The 14,732-nt window shown below is 69.9% G+C and carries 11 protein-coding genes; 6 read left to right on the top strand and 5 right to left on the bottom strand.

What is annotated here, in order from left to right; translation table 11 throughout:
• Positions 1 to 10: 10 nt before the first annotated feature.
• Positions 11 to 868, bottom strand: coding sequence for a tRNA (guanosine(46)-N7)-methyltransferase TrmB (trmB, locus tag IEY60_RS32615; protein WP_189034389.1), 858 nt, complete (start codon positions 866 to 868; stop codon positions 11 to 13).
• Between the two features lie 167 nt (positions 869 to 1,035).
• On the opposite strand from trmB, the gene IEY60_RS32620 reads away from it, so the two are divergent.
• From IEY60_RS32620 to IEY60_RS32630, 3 genes are all read left to right on the top strand, one after another.
• Positions 1,036 to 2,145, top strand: a complete 1,110-nt coding sequence (locus IEY60_RS32620) for a hypothetical protein (RefSeq protein ID WP_189034390.1) — start codon at positions 1,036 to 1,038, stop codon at positions 2,143 to 2,145.
• On the top strand, positions 2,132 to 3,658 hold the full coding sequence (locus IEY60_RS32625; RefSeq protein WP_229740324.1) for an amino acid adenylation domain-containing protein: 1,527 nt from the start codon (positions 2,132 to 2,134) through the stop codon (positions 3,656 to 3,658). The genes IEY60_RS32620 and IEY60_RS32625 overlap by 14 nt, the downstream gene beginning before the upstream one ends.
• A 252-nt stretch (positions 3,659 to 3,910) precedes the next feature.
• Positions 3,911 to 5,740 carry a phosphoenolpyruvate carboxykinase (GTP) gene (locus IEY60_RS32630; RefSeq protein WP_189034391.1) on the top strand — a complete coding sequence of 610 codons (1,830 nt, stop codon included), beginning with the start codon at positions 3,911 to 3,913 and terminating at the stop codon, positions 5,738 to 5,740.
• Between the two features lie 55 nt (positions 5,741 to 5,795).
• Here the strand turns inward: IEY60_RS32630 and IEY60_RS32635 are convergent, their stop codons facing one another.
• Complete coding sequence (locus tag IEY60_RS32635) at positions 5,796 to 6,551, bottom strand: HD domain-containing protein (RefSeq protein WP_189034392.1); 756 nt, start codon at positions 6,549 to 6,551, stop codon at positions 5,796 to 5,798.
• Between the two features lie 114 nt (positions 6,552 to 6,665).
• Between IEY60_RS32635 and IEY60_RS32640 the strand changes: the two genes are divergently transcribed.
• Together IEY60_RS32640 and IEY60_RS32645 are read left to right on the top strand one after the other, a co-directional pair.
• Positions 6,666 to 7,616 (top strand): GlxA family transcriptional regulator, encoded by a 951-nt coding sequence (locus IEY60_RS32640; protein ID WP_189034393.1) that lies wholly within the window; start codon positions 6,666 to 6,668, stop codon positions 7,614 to 7,616.
• Between the two features lie 282 nt (positions 7,617 to 7,898).
• A complete protein-coding gene (locus tag IEY60_RS32645) occupies positions 7,899 to 8,078 on the top strand; it encodes a hypothetical protein (RefSeq protein WP_189034394.1) in 180 nt (59 codons plus the stop codon).
• On the opposite strand, the gene IEY60_RS32650 is transcribed toward IEY60_RS32645, so the two are convergent.
• Both IEY60_RS32650 and IEY60_RS32655 read right to left on the bottom strand, forming a co-directional pair.
• Positions 8,075 to 9,523 carry an aldehyde dehydrogenase gene (locus IEY60_RS32650; RefSeq protein ID WP_189034395.1) on the bottom strand — a complete coding sequence of 483 codons (1,449 nt, stop codon included), beginning with the start codon at positions 9,521 to 9,523 and terminating at the stop codon, positions 8,075 to 8,077. The two genes, IEY60_RS32645 and IEY60_RS32650, sit on opposite strands and share 4 nt — an antisense overlap.
• A gap of 435 nt (positions 9,524 to 9,958) precedes the next feature.
• A complete protein-coding gene (locus IEY60_RS32655) occupies positions 9,959 to 10,831 on the bottom strand; it encodes a class I SAM-dependent methyltransferase (RefSeq protein WP_189034396.1) in 873 nt (290 codons plus the stop codon).
• Between the two features lie 153 nt (positions 10,832 to 10,984).
• Between IEY60_RS32655 and IEY60_RS32660 the strand changes: the two genes are divergently transcribed.
• Positions 10,985 to 12,154, top strand: a complete 1,170-nt coding sequence (locus IEY60_RS32660; protein ID WP_189034397.1) for a glycosyltransferase family 4 protein — start codon at positions 10,985 to 10,987, stop codon at positions 12,152 to 12,154.
• Here the strand turns inward: IEY60_RS32660 and IEY60_RS36115 are convergent.
• On the bottom strand, positions 12,120 to 14,369 hold the full coding sequence (locus tag IEY60_RS36115) for an MmpA family trehalose lipid delivery protein (RefSeq protein WP_229740325.1): 2,250 nt from the start codon (positions 14,367 to 14,369) through the stop codon (positions 12,120 to 12,122). The two genes, IEY60_RS32660 and IEY60_RS36115, sit on opposite strands and share 35 nt — an antisense overlap.
• Positions 14,370 to 14,732: the final 363 nt, after the last annotated feature.

The following is a 14,732-nucleotide window of genomic DNA, read 5'->3' on the forward strand; positions in this document are numbered from 1 at the left end:
TCACTCACGCTCATCTGTCGATCTTCCCCCATATGAACTCGTTGATGGCGCTACCGGCACGCAGGCCTTTGCCCTCGAACTTGGTGACGGGCCGTTCGAAACCGATCGGCGCGGTGACGCGGTTGGCGGCGCTGTCCCCGCCGGTGGTGTCGTTCAGGCCGGTGAGCAGCGGTTCCGCCGAGCCTACTTCCAGGATGTGCTCGGCGTAATCGGCGTGGTCGGTGGCGACGTGCAGCACGCCGCCCGGCTTCAGCCTGCTGGCGATCAACGCGAAGGTCGGCGCCTGGAGCAGCCTGCGCTTGTGGTGACGTGCCTTGGGCCATGGGTCGGGGAAGAACACCCGGACACCGGTCAGCGACTCCGGGGCAACCATGTTCTCGAGCACATCGACGGCGTCGCCGCGCAGCAGCCGGATGTTACCGATCTCCTCGCGCTCGATCTGGCAGACGAGCTGGGCCAGCCCCGGCTGGTACACCTCGATGCCGATCAGATTGAGGTGTGGTTCGGCCTGGGCCATGGCGGCCGTCGCGGTGCCGGTGCCGCAGCCGATCTCGATGACCAGCGGGGCGCTGCGCCCGAACCAGGCGTCGGCGTCGATCGGCTCGTTGGCGACGTCGCGGCCGATCACCGGCCAGGTGCGTTCCCAGGCGACCTGCTGATTCGGCGTCAGCGCGCCGCGCCGCGAGCGGAAGCTCGTGACGCGCGGGTACAGGCGCGAGCCGGTGGTCGAGCGACGGCCCGCCTCGTGCGGGATCTCGGAGAGGGCAGGGCGGGTCGGCGGGAGCGGATCCGCGTGGGCCGAGGCGGTGGACGGCTGCCCCGGAACCGACTCGACAGGGTGGTTGGCGGCGTCGTTCACGACGTCCATTGTCCAGCATGCGCCGAGCTACGTCGCAGCCGAGTGCGGCGGGCCGGGCGACGCGCGGTCGGATCGTGGCATGTAGCGGCGGTGTTGCCCCTGGCCGGCAGTTGGTTCGCGACGGCCGCCGCCCCGCGGATCTGACAGAATGCCCTCGGAAAAAGGGGGTGGGCAGAATGTCGACAGCCACCGAGTCCATACAGACACGGGCATCCGACCAGCTCGACCGGCTGATCTCCGCGCTCGCCGCGGGTCGGGGTGGTGATCCGGCGATCGCCGACCGGCTCGCCGCCGCTGTCGCGCGTCGTCGGCGTCCGCTGCACATCCAGGTGGCGGGGCGGGCGCTGAGCGGGCGCAGCACGGTGCTGCGCGCGCTGGCGTTGCTGTCGGCGGAGGAGACCTCGCCGGTCGATCAGCCGGGAATGCCCGATCCGGTTCTCGACGGTGATCTCGTCATCTATGTCCTCGCCGGTGCGCCGCAGGCCGCCGATCAGCGGTTGCTCGCCACGCTGCCCCCCGGCCGCGGTGTGGTCGTGCTCAACAAGGCCGACGCGGTGGGCGCGCGCTGGGGCGAGGCGGTGGCCGCCGCCGACCGGTACGCGCGCGAGCTCGGCCTGCCGATCGTGCCGGTCGTCGCGTCGCTGGCCGCCCACACCAGGGCGGGCACGGTCGACGCGGCCGACCTCACCGACCTGCGCAGACTCGCGGTCGGCCCCGATGTGCCGTCGGTGCTGTCGGCCGATCTGTTCGTCGGTACCGGCTCCGACCAGGACGCGCGCAGACGGCTGATCGCCCGCTGGGACCTGTACGGCGTCGACTGCGCCCTCACCGCCCTGCGCGCCGACCCCGACCTCAGCGCCGCCGCGCTGATCCAGATCCTGCACTCGGCGGGCGGCATCGACCCGCTGCACCGGCTGGTGCACCGCCGCTACGAGCAGGTCGAAGCGATCCGCGGCGGCGAACTGCTCGACGAGCTGACCAGGCTCGCCGCGCGCGCCGTCCCCGGTGACGGTGGCCACGCCCGCGAACTCATCGAGAACTACCTGATCGGCGACGACGCGCTGTGGGCCGGACTGTGCGCGGGCCTGGCCTGTCCGCAGGTCGCGCACCTCGCCGCCGGTTACCCGTCACCGGCACCGGCCGATGCCGACGAAGCCCTCGCCCGCGCGACCCGCTGGCGCGCCGTGGTCTCCAGCGACATGCCGCCCGCCGCCCGCCGCGCGGCCCTGCGCGTGCACAACGGCTATATCCGCGCCTGGGAACGGATGAGCAGTGCCGGACTCTGACAGTCCCGGCGTTCTGCCCGCGGATGCGTCGTCGACCGGCGCGGTCCACTCCGAGATCGGAGGTCCGGCGCTTCCCGCGGAGGCCGTGGCTGTGGTGGAACGGTGGAATCCGCAGGGTGTGGCCTTGCTGCGGGCGATGGAACAGCCGGGCACCGGCGCGCGCGTCGTCCTCTACGCGGTCGACGACGCCAACACCACCCTGCTGCGCACCGAGCTGGCCCGCTTCGAACCGCGCATCGACCTGGCCGACCCGGCCGCGCCCATGTCGGCCGACGACCGGCCCGCCGCCCTGATCCTCTTCGACGCGGGCAGCGTGCTCGGCGCCGACATGCTCGCCCTGATCGAGCGCCTGCGCGCCGCCGACCAGCGGATCGTGCTGGCCATGAACGGCTTCCACGCCTATCAGGACTGGCAGGCGATCCGCGAACGCAGCCGCGCCCTGCTCGCCGCGCGCGGCATCGTCGACCTCGACGTTCTCCCGGTGTCGGCGCGCCTTGCCGCCGCGGCCCGCGCCGCCGACGACTCCGCCCTGCTCGACCGCTCCGGCCTGGCCGCCCTGCACGCCGCGCTGGCCGCGGCGACCGCGCAGGGTCCCGCCGACGGCGCCCAGCGCAGGTCGGCCGTGTTGACCAGGGTGCTCGCCGACACCAAGGCGCGCATCACCGAACAGATCACCGCGCTGCGCTCTGGCACCGACTCCGCCCGGATCAGGGAGGAACGGGTCGCCCTGCTCGCCGAGCGCGACGGCGGCCGCCAGACCGGCCTGTCGGCGGTGCGCAGCCAGGTCCAGCTGGCGCGCGTCGACCTGTCCACCGAGGTCGGCGCGCTGGTACGCGCCCTGCACACCCGTTCCCGCGCCGAACTCGACCGGTGCGACCGCGACGAACTGCGCGCCTACCCGCAGCGCCTCCAGCAGGCGGCGGCTGACTTGTCGACCGCGGTAGACACCGTCATCGACGACCGGGTGATCGAGACCGCCCGCCGGGTCGGCACCGCCGCACCCGCCGCACGCAGGCGCGATCCGGCCCCGCGACTCGGCCCGGATCCCGCCCCGAGACACCGCGGTGTCGAAGATCACCTCATGATCGCGCTCGGCGCGTCGGCTGGTGTCGGCCTCGGTCGACTGGTCGTCGCACCGCTGTCGCTGGTGCCGACTCTGGACGTCGCGAGCGTCCCGGTGACGCTGCTGCTCGGCGCGGGCGCGGCCTACTGGGTGGTGCGTGCGCGGGCCCAGCTGGCCGAGCGCAATCACCTGTCGCAGTGGGTTGCCGAGGCGCTGGTGAATATAAAAGCCCTGCTCGAGCAGCGTGTCGCCGCGGTTCTGGTCGATGTGGAGGCAGAATTGGCCGAGCATGTGATCCGCGAATCGACGGCACGGGCGGTGGCTGTCGACCGTCGCGTCGCGGAGCTGGACGTTCTCGCTCGGCGGCTCGTCGCGGAGCGCCCGGCACAGTTGGCGGCGTGCGAGCGCGACGTCGCCGTGCTCGACCGCTGTGCGGCCACGATTGGCTGATCGACCTGTGGGTAGTTATCAGGGGACCCGATTCCTAACCCGATTCCGTCTCGATCGTCATATCGCGTTAACCTTTAACCAGGAACCTGGGCGTCCGCTCCGTGCCAGTCGATGCGCGGCCTCCGTCCGTGGACGGCGCTGTACGCCGTCCATTTGGGGTTGTGCGGTGGTTGGTTCGCTGCGGACGCCTTCCCGCCCGGTGGCGATCGATGGACTTCGCATCGAAAAACCGCCCATCTCAGGAGAGTTTTCATGACCTCAGCGACCATTCCTGGTCTTCGTGGATCCGACGGCACGGCGCCGACCGAGCATAGTGAACTGCTCGCCTGGGTACAGGAAGTCGCAGAGCTCACTCAGCCGGATCGCGTGGTCTGGGCCGACGGCTCCGATGCGGAATGGGATCGCCTGACCACGCAGCTGGTCGAGGCGGGCACCTTCAAGAAGCTCGACGAGAAGAAGAAACCGAACTCGTTCCTGGCGTTGTCGGACCCGTCCGACGTCGCCCGCGTCGAGTCGCGCACCTACATCTGCTCCAAGACCGAGGCCGATGCCGGTCCGACCAACAACTGGGTCGACCCCGCCGAGATGCGCGCCACCATGACCGAGCTGTACCGCGGCTCGATGAAGGGCCGCACCATGTACGTGGTGCCGTTCTGCATGGGCCCGCTCGGTGCCGAGGACCCCAAGCTGGGCGTGGAGATCACCGACTCCGAGTACGTCGTCGTCTCGATGCGCGTGATGACCCGCATGGGTCAGGCCGCGCTCGACAAGCTGGGCGCCGACCGCCCGTTCGTGAAGGCGCTGCACTCCGTCGGCGCGCCGCTGGCCGACGGCCAGGCCGACGTGCCGTGGCCGTGCAGCGACACCAAGTACATCACCCACTTCCCCGAGGACCGCGAGATCTGGTCCTTCGGCTCCGGCTACGGCGGCAACGCCCTGCTCGGCAAGAAGTGCTACTCGCTGCGCATCGCCTCGGCGATGGCCCACGACGAGGGCTGGCTGGCCGAGCACATGCTGATCCTCAAGCTGATCTCGCCCGAGAACAAGAACTACTACGTCGCCGCCGCGTTCCCGAGCGCCTGCGGCAAGACCAACCTCGCGATGATCCAGCCGACCATCCCGGGCTGGCGCGCGGAGACCCTGGGCGACGACATCGCCTGGATGCGTTTCGGCGAGGACGGCCGCCTCTACGCGGTGAACCCGGAGTTCGGCTTCTTCGGCGTCGCGCCGGGCACCAACCGCAGCTCCAACCCCAACGCGATGGCCACCATCGAGGCGGGCAACACCGTCTACACCAACGTGGCGCAGACCGACGACAACGATGTGTGGTGGGAGGGCCTGGAGGGCGACCCGCAGCACCTGATCGACTGGAAGGGCAACGACTGGACGCCCGAGTCGGAGGGCCACGCCGCCCACCCGAACTCGCGCTACTGCACCCCGATGTCGCAGTGCCCGATCCTGGCCCCCGAGTGGGACGACCCGCAGGGTGTGCCGATCTCGGCGATTCTGTTCGGCGGTCGCCGCAAGACCACCGTCCCGCTGGTGACCGAGTCCTTCGGCTGGGAGCACGGCGTGTTCATGGGCGCCACCATGGGCTCCGAGCAGACCGCTGCCGCCGAGGGCAAGGTCGGCACCGTGCGGCGCGACCCGATGGCGATGCTGCCGTTCCTCGGCTACCACGTGGGCGACTACCTCAACCACTGGATCAACCTCGGCAAGAACGCCGACGCGGACAAGCTGCCGAAGATCTTCTACGTCAACTGGTTCCGTCGTGGCGAGGACGGCCGCTTCCTGTGGCCCGGATTCGGTGAGAACTCCCGCGTGCTGGAGTGGATCGTCGGCCGCATCGAGGGCCGCTCGGGCGCCGAGGCGACCCCGGTCGGCAACGTCCCCTCGGCCGCCGACCTCGATCTGGACGGCCTCGACGTGGTCGTGGCCGACGTCGACGAGGCGCTCGCGGTGAACGTCGACGAGTGGCGCAACGAGATCCCGTCGATCGAGGAGTGGTTCGAGTTCGTCGGCGACAGGCTCCCCTCGGGCGTGCGCGACGAGTTCGAGGCACTCAAGGAGCGCCTGGGCTGATCGCCCCCTGAAACAACGAAACCGCCCGTACCGCATTCGGTACGGGCGGTTTCGTCTATTCGGCGAACGGCGCCAGTTTGATCAGCTGTAGGAAGCCGGTGCTCTTGAGCCAGTGGATGCGGCCGTCGGGTACCGCGGCGGCCTCGGCGTCGAAGCAGTCGATGAGGTGCTGCTTGAGGTGGTGGCGAGGGTGCTGGGCGAGCAGGTCGCCGACGAAGGCGGCGTCGAGGTCGGACAGGCGCCTGCCGAGAACGTCGACCGACGCGCCCGCCGAGACGAAACCACCCGGGTCGCTGAGGTTTGCGGCCGCGTCGGGATTGATATGCGCCGCGATCGCGGCGCCGATCGACTCGGCGCGCTCGGCCGGTGCGCCGTGGCGCAGCGCGAACGCGTTCGCCGACTCGCCGCCTGCCACGGCGAAACACCTACCCGGCGTCGGTGTTTCGAGTTTCAGGTCGTGCAGCAGGCTGGCCACGTAGGCGATCTCGTCGTCGTAGTCGACCTTGTCGAGCTCGGCGAGCGCGCGGGCGAAGAAGTAGGTGCGGAAGGAGTGCGCCAGCACGGTATTCGAAAGCTGCTCGCGCGCTTCCACTTCCGCGGCGCGAGCGAGTGCGGTATCCGGCAGGCGCAGCTCGGCGAGGTCGAGCCGCCCGGCGCCGCGGCGGCCGAGCCCATGGCGGATCCGGCCGAGCACCAGCGAGGGTGCGGTGCGCAGCAACCCGAAGGTCAGGGCGCGGCGCTGGGCGGCGGTGAGATTTCCGCCGGTGCGGGTGGCCCATTCCCAGTCGAGGGCGGGTGTCACGGTGAGCATGGTCGATCTCCTCCGACGCGGTGTTTCGGCTGCCCGTCGAGTGTCGTTGAGCGGGCAGTCACGGTGAAGTGGCGGAAATGCCAGCAATGCGTGGATACGTGCCAAACTGAAGACATGATAGAGGTTGTCGCGCTGGCGCTGGACGGCGTGATGACCTTCGACCTGGCCTGTGCCGTCCAGGCGTTCCGGCACGGACCCGGTGTCACCGGCGAGCCGGCGGGTTTCCAGATGCGGACCTGCGGCGTCCGGCCGGGTCCGGTGTGGACGCCGAACGGCTTCGACCTGCATGTCGAACACGGTCTGGAGCTGCTGGCCGAGGCCGATCTGATCGTCGTCCCCGGTATCGGCCTGCCGACACTGCCCACCCCGGAACCCGTCCTCGACGCCCTGCGCGCGGCGGCGGACCGCGAGGCGACGATCGCGAGCATCTGCGTCGGCGCGTTCGTCCTGGCCCAGGCAGGCCTGCTGGACGACCGCCCCGCGACCACCCACTGGGGCTACTGCGACCAGTTCGCCCAGCTCTATCCCGCGGTGAAACTCGACCCGTCGGCCCTCTACATCGACGACGGCGCCATCCTCACCTCCGCGGGCCTGTCCGCGGGCCTCGACCTGTGCCTGCACATCGCGCGCCGCGAGCTCGGCGCGGCGGCGGCGGCCGACCTCGCGCGCTGGAATGTCGTGCCACCGCACCGCGAGGGCGGCCAGGCTCAGTACATCCCGCAGCCGATGGGCGGCACCGATCCACACGGCGGCCTGGCCGCGACGCTGACCTGGGCGGTTGCGAATCCCGAAGGCGCCCAGGATGTTTCCGCGCTCGCCGCGCACGCGTTGATGAGCGAGCGGACGTTCATCCGCCGGTTCAAGGCCGAAGTCGGCACGACCCCGCGCGCCTGGCTGGACGCCCAACGGCTCGGCCGGGCGCGCGAGATGCTGGAGCGCACCGAACTACCGGTGGACACGGTCGCGCAGCGGTCGGGGTTCGGCAGCGTGACGGCGTTGCGCGATCACCTGCGCGCCGCGACCGGGCTCTCGCCGTCGGCGTATCGGCGCTCGCTGCGGCACTGAACCTTGATTCGGCGCAGCGCCGATTTCGGAGCCGTTTTCAGGGCGGTGGGCGGTGTGGAGCCGGGCAAGCGAACCCGGGGTTTCCCGATCACTTCCGTCGCGGACGATTTCCCCGGCTCGATTCGGGGTATATCTGTCGATGTCAGAGGGTCGCTGACTGCGGACGGGCGATGTCACCTATATTCCAGGGCAGCACGTCGCACCATCCGAGCTAACTCCCTTTCGAGACTCGTGCGCCGCGGACGCGGCCCCGACGAATCGACGCTGAGAGGTGGTTGACGCATGACCGATCTGGTGACCGGATACAAGTCCGACGCCTACTCGAGTACGCCACTGCAACGAGTGGCGGGCCGCTTGCAGCGGGCCCTGCCGCCGGGGTGGCGGGTCGACGTGGTCGACCTACCGCCCCGGGGGCAGGTTGCCGGACAGCCGGTCCTCCGGGTCGTGATGCCCGAGAACTAGTCGGCGGTCCAGCCCATCGGCATCAGCACCGACTTCTGCTCGCAGAACGCGTCGAGCCCCTCGGGACCGTTCTCCCGGCCGATTCCCGAGTTCTTGTACCCGCCGAACGGTGCGGTGGGGTCGAAGGCGTACCAGTTGATCGCGTAGGTGCCGGTGCGCACCTTGGCCGCGATCTCGACGCCGTGCTCGATGTCGGTGGTCCACACCGAACCGGCCAGGCCGTAGTCGGAGTCGTTCGCGATGGCGATCGCCTCCTCCTCGGTCTCGTACGGGATCACCGAGAGCACCGGGCCGAAGATCTCCTCCTGGGCGATGGTGCTGGAGTTGTCGACGTCGGCGAAGATCGTCGGCTCGACGAACCACCCGCGCTCGACGCCGGCAGGCCTGCCGCCGCCGAGCACCAGCCGCGCGCCCTCTTCCTTGCCCTTGGCGATGTAGCTCTCCACCCGGTCGCGCTGCTTCTCGCTGATCAGCGGGCCGAGCTGGGTGGCGGGATCGGTCGGGTCGCCGGTCTGCATGGTCTTGACGTGGGCGACCAGCGCGTCGACGATCTCGTCGTAGCGGCTGCGCGGCGCGAGGATGCGCGTCTGCGCGACGCAGCCCTGCCCGCTGTTCATCAACCCGGAGAACGCAAGAACGGGAATGCTCGCGGCCAGGTCGACATCCTCGAGCACGATGGCGGCCGACTTGCCGCCCAGCTCCAGCGAGACGGTCTTGAGCTGCTCGCCCGCGATCGCGGCCAGCTTGCGGCCGACCGCGGTGCTGCCGGTGAAGGTCACCTTGTCCACGCCGGGGTGGCCGGCGAGGTATTCGCTCTCCGCAGCGTCGGCGGGCAGGACCGACAGCACGCCGTCCGGGAGACCGGCCTCGGTGAATATGTCGGCGATGAGGTTGGCCGACAGCGGGGTCAGCGGCGACGGCTTGAGCACCACGGTGCAGCCGGCCAGCAGGGCGGGGCCGAGCTTGTTCGCGGCGAGGAACAACGGGACATTCCAGGCGGTGATCGCCGCGACGACACCGCGCGGTTCCCGTGAGACACGGGAGGTTCCGAACAGACCGGTGCGAGTCTCGTTCCACTGGAACGTCTTAGCCAGTGCCGCCCATGCGTCGAGCGCGGCGACGGCCGGAATCTGGTTGAGTGTCAAGGCGGCTAACGAAGGCGCGCCCATCTCCGCGGTGAGCGCGGCGAGCAATTCGGGCGAACGCTGCTCGATGAGTCGGGCCGCCTTGGTGAGCACCTCTGCTCGTTCCAGTGGCGGTGTGGATGGCCACGGTCCGCTGTCGAAGGCGTCGCGGGCCGCGGCGACCGCGGCGTCCACATCGGCCTTCGTTACCGCGGGCACGCTGCCGACGGTCTCCTCCGTTGCGGGTGAGACCACGGAAATGCGGTCACTACCGGCAGGGGTGGTCCACTTCCCGCCGATGAACAGACTGTCGTAGTGCATAAGAACACGTTACAGTTTTGTCGCCGCGTTGTCTGCAACACGTTCTAATTCGCTGCCCCGCAACGACTGTGAACAGGGCGAATTCCAACCTGTCGGTTCGGTTTTCGGGTAAACGCACTATTGCGTTCTGTTGTTGAAAAGGGGATGCTTTAGCTACTGATCAGCTCGCTCGATTCATCAGACCTTTACAGCGAATTGGGGAGACCGACTCATGGCTGTGCAAGTGATCGGCCGATCGTTGATGACCAGCGACCAGACCGACCATCAAGCGAAGAGTGTGGGCAGCGGGGGATGGGTTGTGTCATTCCTGCCGGGCCGCACGCTCACGATCGAGCAGGCAACTGCCGCTATCCAGGCGGCCGAGGTGGTCGCGATGGTCGGGGTGCTGGCCGATCAGGTCGGACTGACCACGCTGGAGACCGTCGGCCTTGCGATTCAGGAGTCGCCGTGGGCCAGCGCGCTACCGGAACCTGCCCGCAGGTCGCGTCGATTGAGCTGGCTGGGCTGATCGACCTTGGTGGCGACGACCACCAGGTTGCTCACCAGTAGCTCGCGGATCACCGGAACTCGGACAAGCCACCACGCCCAGCGCGGGTGATAGCGAGGGAACACAGTTCGTACGTCGGCCGAAGTCGTTGCCGCCCAGCGCAAGCCGTCGGCAGCGGTCACCGCGAACAGTGACCTGCCGAACCTGTTCTTGGGTTCGCGCCCGTGCTTGCGACGGTACCGGCGGGCCGCGTACTCGCCGCCGAGGTAGTGCCAGAGGCCGGTCTCGTGACCGCCGAACGGCCCGTGCCACACCGTGTAGGAGAACACGATGAGGCCGCCGGGCTTGGTCACGCGCACCATCTCCTCCGCCATCACCCACGGCTGCGGCACGTGCTCGGCCACGTTCGAGGAGAAGCAGACGTCGAAGGCGTTGTCGCGGAAGGGCAATGCCATCCCCGATCCGCGAACCGAACCGGAGACCCGCAGGCCGGCCGCGTGCATTTCCGACGGGTCCGGCTCGACCGAGATGTAGCGCGCGCCTGCCGCGGTGAACTCGTCGGCGAAGTAGCCCGGCCCGCCGCCGACGTCGAGGACGACGGTGCCGGTGAGGTCGCGGCCTGCGATGTCGGCGTAGAAGTCGCCGATCAGGTCGGCGCTGTCGGTGGCGATGCCGCCGTAGAACCTGGCCGGGTCGGACTGCTCGAACCGGAAGCTGGTGAGCAGCCGCAGCGAGCGGCGCAGCGTCGCGCGGCGCGCGAACCTGGACTGGTCGCGGCGCAGGACGTGCTGCTCGGTTCTCGGCAGGAATGCGGTCGGCACGGGCAGAGTTTATGGGCAGCGTCAGCGAGGGCGCTCGCGTGGTCCGCCGGACACAGCGGGACGGTCGTGCCGATATCGATGTGTCGCGCAGAACACACCCGCTAGGGTGGGTGCCGGCCTTTGTCCTCGACCGACCCGATTGCGAGCCCGACCGTGCGTGAAGTCCTCCTGCTGTGCTGGCGTGACACGGGGCACCCGCAGGGCGGCGGCAGCGAGCGGTACCTGGAGCAGGTCGGCGCCCAGCTGGCCGCACGCGGCATCAAGGTCACCCTGCGTACGGCCGGTTATCCGGGTGCGCCACGGCGGGAGCGGATCGACGGCATCGACATCAGCCGCGCCGGTGGCCGGTTCACCGTGTATCCGCGGGCGCTGGTCGCCATCATGGCCGGTCGGCTCGGGATCGGGCCGCTGCGCGATGTGCGCCCCGACGTCGTGATCGACACCCAGAACGGGATCCCGTTCTTCGCGGGCGCCACCGGCGTGCCCTCGGTGGTGCTGGTGCACCACGGCCACCGCGAGCAGTGGCCGGTCGCGGGCAAGCTGGTCGGGCGGATCGGCTGGTGGATCGAGTCGCGCCTGTCGCCGCGCGTGCACCGCGCCAACCAGTACCTCACCGTGTCGCTGCCCTCGGCCGAGGAGCTGGCCGTGCTCGGCGTCGACCGCGAGCGCATCGCCGTCGTCCGCAACGGCGCCGAACCGGTGCCCGCCGAGGTCGTGCCCGGCGCCGACGCCACCCGCGCCGACCATCCGCGCATCGCCGTCCTGTCCCGCCTGGTTCCGCACAAGCAGATCGAGGACGCGCTGACCGCCGTCGCCGCCCTGCGTCACCGGTTCCCCGACGTGCACCTCGACGTCATCGGCGACGGCTGGTGGGCGCCGAATCTGCGTGCCTGCGCCGACGAGCTCGGCATCGCCGACGCCGTCACCTTCCACGGGCACGTCGACGAACGCCGCAAGCATGAGATCCTGTCGACCGCGTGGGTCCACGTGATGCCCTCCCGCAAGGAAGGCTGGGGGCTTGCCGTCATCGAAGCCGCCCAGCACGGGGTGCCGACCATCGGTTACCGCAGCTCACGTGGGCTCACCGATTCCATCGTCGACGGTGTCACCGGACTGCTCGTCGACGATGCGCCCGCACTCGCCGAGGCGGCCGGTGACCTGCTGGCGGATCCGGAGACCCGGCTGATGATGGGTGAGAAGGCGCGGGCGCGTGCCCATGAATTCTCCTGGGAGCAAACCGGGTCCGGGGTTTACGAAGTGCTTTCCGCTGCCGCTCGTGGGGACTTCGTCACCGGGTTGGTCGCGCCGCCCGCGCAGGGCTGACGCGGCGTAGCAGCGCGGCGGTGAGTAGTCCGCCGACCAGCAGGGCTGCCCACAGGATGTGAGCCGCTGCGGATATCCACCGTTGTGTGGGTGTGGCGATGTCGGTGGGAGTGTGGCCCGGGATGCGATACAGGGCCAGTTCGGTGTCCTGATAGGTCGATTCCGCTGCTGCCAGGGTCTTTTCGGAGTCGCCGAGTGGGCCGGGGGTGGTGCGTTCCACGAGAATCCAGCCGACGCCGAGTGCGGCGATCTCGGCAGGTGTCGCGCCACGCAATAGTGCGTCCTCGACGGTGCGAGCCCGATTGCCCTCGCCGGTGACGGCATAGCCGCGGACCCGGAGTTCACCGGTTTGCAGGACGTCGTTGGGGAGGATGCGTGGGGCCGGGTCGAGGACTGGAGCTGTTCCGCTGTACGGGAACCGGCGGAACATGCCGGTCGGGAGGACGGCGACGTCACCGGGTGCGTCCATGTGGTCGACGACCTGCGCCCAGCCTGCCGGGTAATGCACCGGCCGCATCTTGCCGCCGACCCCCCATGCCAGGTCAGCCAGCGGCAGGATCAGCAGTGCGATGAAGACAAGTGCCACAGCGGAGGTTCCGGCAGTGCCTGATCGGACATCCGCTGCAAGACCGGTATCGGCCGCAGGACCGGGATCCAACGCACGACCGGGCTCTGCCGCGCGATCTGGCTCTGCCGCGCGATCGAGTTCCGCCGCGGAGTGATCGACCGCGTATCGGTGCCACCACGTCACCACTGTCCGGCACGCGGCCGCGGCGCACAGCGCATACGCGGGCATCGCCAGCGCCACGTACTTCTGCGTATCGCGCAGCAGACCGGCCCCTGGCACATTCACCACCAGCCACTCGCCCACCGCGAGCCCCGCGCTGGTCGCACCGAGCGCGGGCAGCACGATCGCCACCGCCGCGATCACCAGCAATGTCCGGCCATCCCGCCCCAGCGCCCACACGGCACGCACACCGAGCGCGACGATACCGAGCAACAACACCGTCCCGACCAGCGCCAACGGGGTCGTCCTTGTCGCAGGCACCGCCTCGCTGTTCCAGATCCCACCCAGCCCGGCCAGGCTGCCCAACGTGCCGAGCCACGGTTCGGCCCTGGCCGCGAACGCCGACACTCCCGCCGGATCAGACGGCTCCGCACCTGCCCCAAGCGCCGTCGCCGTCAACCACGGCGCGCAGGTGGCGATCCACAAGAGAGTCGCGGGTAGGAACGCGCGGCGACCGACCAGCGCGAGCCCTACGATCGCGGCCAACAGCGATCCGGTCGGCGTCAACCCGGCCGCCGCAAAACTCGCAGCAAGCGCCGCCCACGCGCCGAACGAACCCGGGCCGACGGCGAGCTTGCCACGGCCGCCGGACCTGGCCGGCCTCGACGATCCAGCGCTGCGCGTACCGGCATGTGTGCCGGAACTCGTCCCCTCGCTGGTGTCCGCACCTGCACTCGCATGGGCGGCGGCATCTGCGCCCGGTTGGATCTCGGTTCTTGCACCTGGATCGGCGTCGGTGTCCGCACCCCCGCTGGTAACGGCGCCTGTACCTGTGCTCGCACCCGCGTTCGCGCCCCCGCTCGCGCTGGCGTCGGCACTTTCGGTCGCGCCCACGCTCGCACTCGTGCCGATGTCTGCACTCGCGCTGGCATCTGCGCTCGCATTCCCAGGATCACCTGTCGGAGTTCGGGTGTCCGTGCCTGCGGTTGTGGCCTTTCTGACGACGGTATGTGGGCGGTGGCGCTGTGTCGCTTGCCTGACGCGGGCCGCTGCCAGCGCTGTCCAGGGGAGGGCGGCGTAGCCGGCGAGGAGGCTCCAGTGGCCCTGGAGGAGGCGTTCGGCGACGAAGGGATTCCAGAGGGCGAGGGTGGCGGCGACTAGTTGAGCCGGGGTCGATGCGGTGAGGAATTCGCGGGTGAGGACCGCGGCGCCGTAGCCGGCTGCCCACAGGGCGACGATCAGGATTGCCTTCACCAGGAGGCCGCCGTCGATCATCGGGGACAGGACGGCGAGGAGGGCGTCCTGGGGGACGGCGCGTGGGGCTGCGGCGCCGAGGCTGAGGGCGGAATCGGTGAGGTAGGAGCGTGGGGTGCTGACGGCGTCGCGGAGCAGCAGGTATCCCGACCCGGCCAGCGGTCCGACGATGATCAGCGCGAGCAGTGCGCAATATCCGGCCACCCAGGCCCTCGCACGCCTATCTCCCGTCACGCCACTGCACCTTACGTCCCGTCGATCGCCCAGGGGCCCGGCGGGCAGGGCCGGTCTGTCGGTCCGGCGGTCTGTCGGTCCGGCGGTCTGTCGGTCCGCCGGTCTGTTGGGCCGCCGGTCTGTCGGTCCGCCGGTCTGTCGGTCCGCCGGGCCGTAGTGGGGCGCCGCGCCCAGGTGCCGCCGTGCCTGCCTTATGCGGAGGCGGCTCGCGAGCGACCGAGGCCCCGTTCTCGGGGGTCACGTGCCCGCGGTGGCCAAGGTGAGTCCGGTCGGACTCACATTTTCGGGGTAGTGGTGATGCGAAGGGCGTCGAGGTGCGACGATGGGGCGTGTCCTCGGTCCGTCGCCCCCCTGTCGTTGCTG

Origin of the sequence: Nocardia rhizosphaerihabitans (assembly GCF_014646295.1) — a bacterium.
In the GTDB taxonomy this organism is placed as follows: Bacteria; Actinomycetota; Actinomycetes; order Mycobacteriales; family Mycobacteriaceae; genus Nocardia; species Nocardia rhizosphaerihabitans.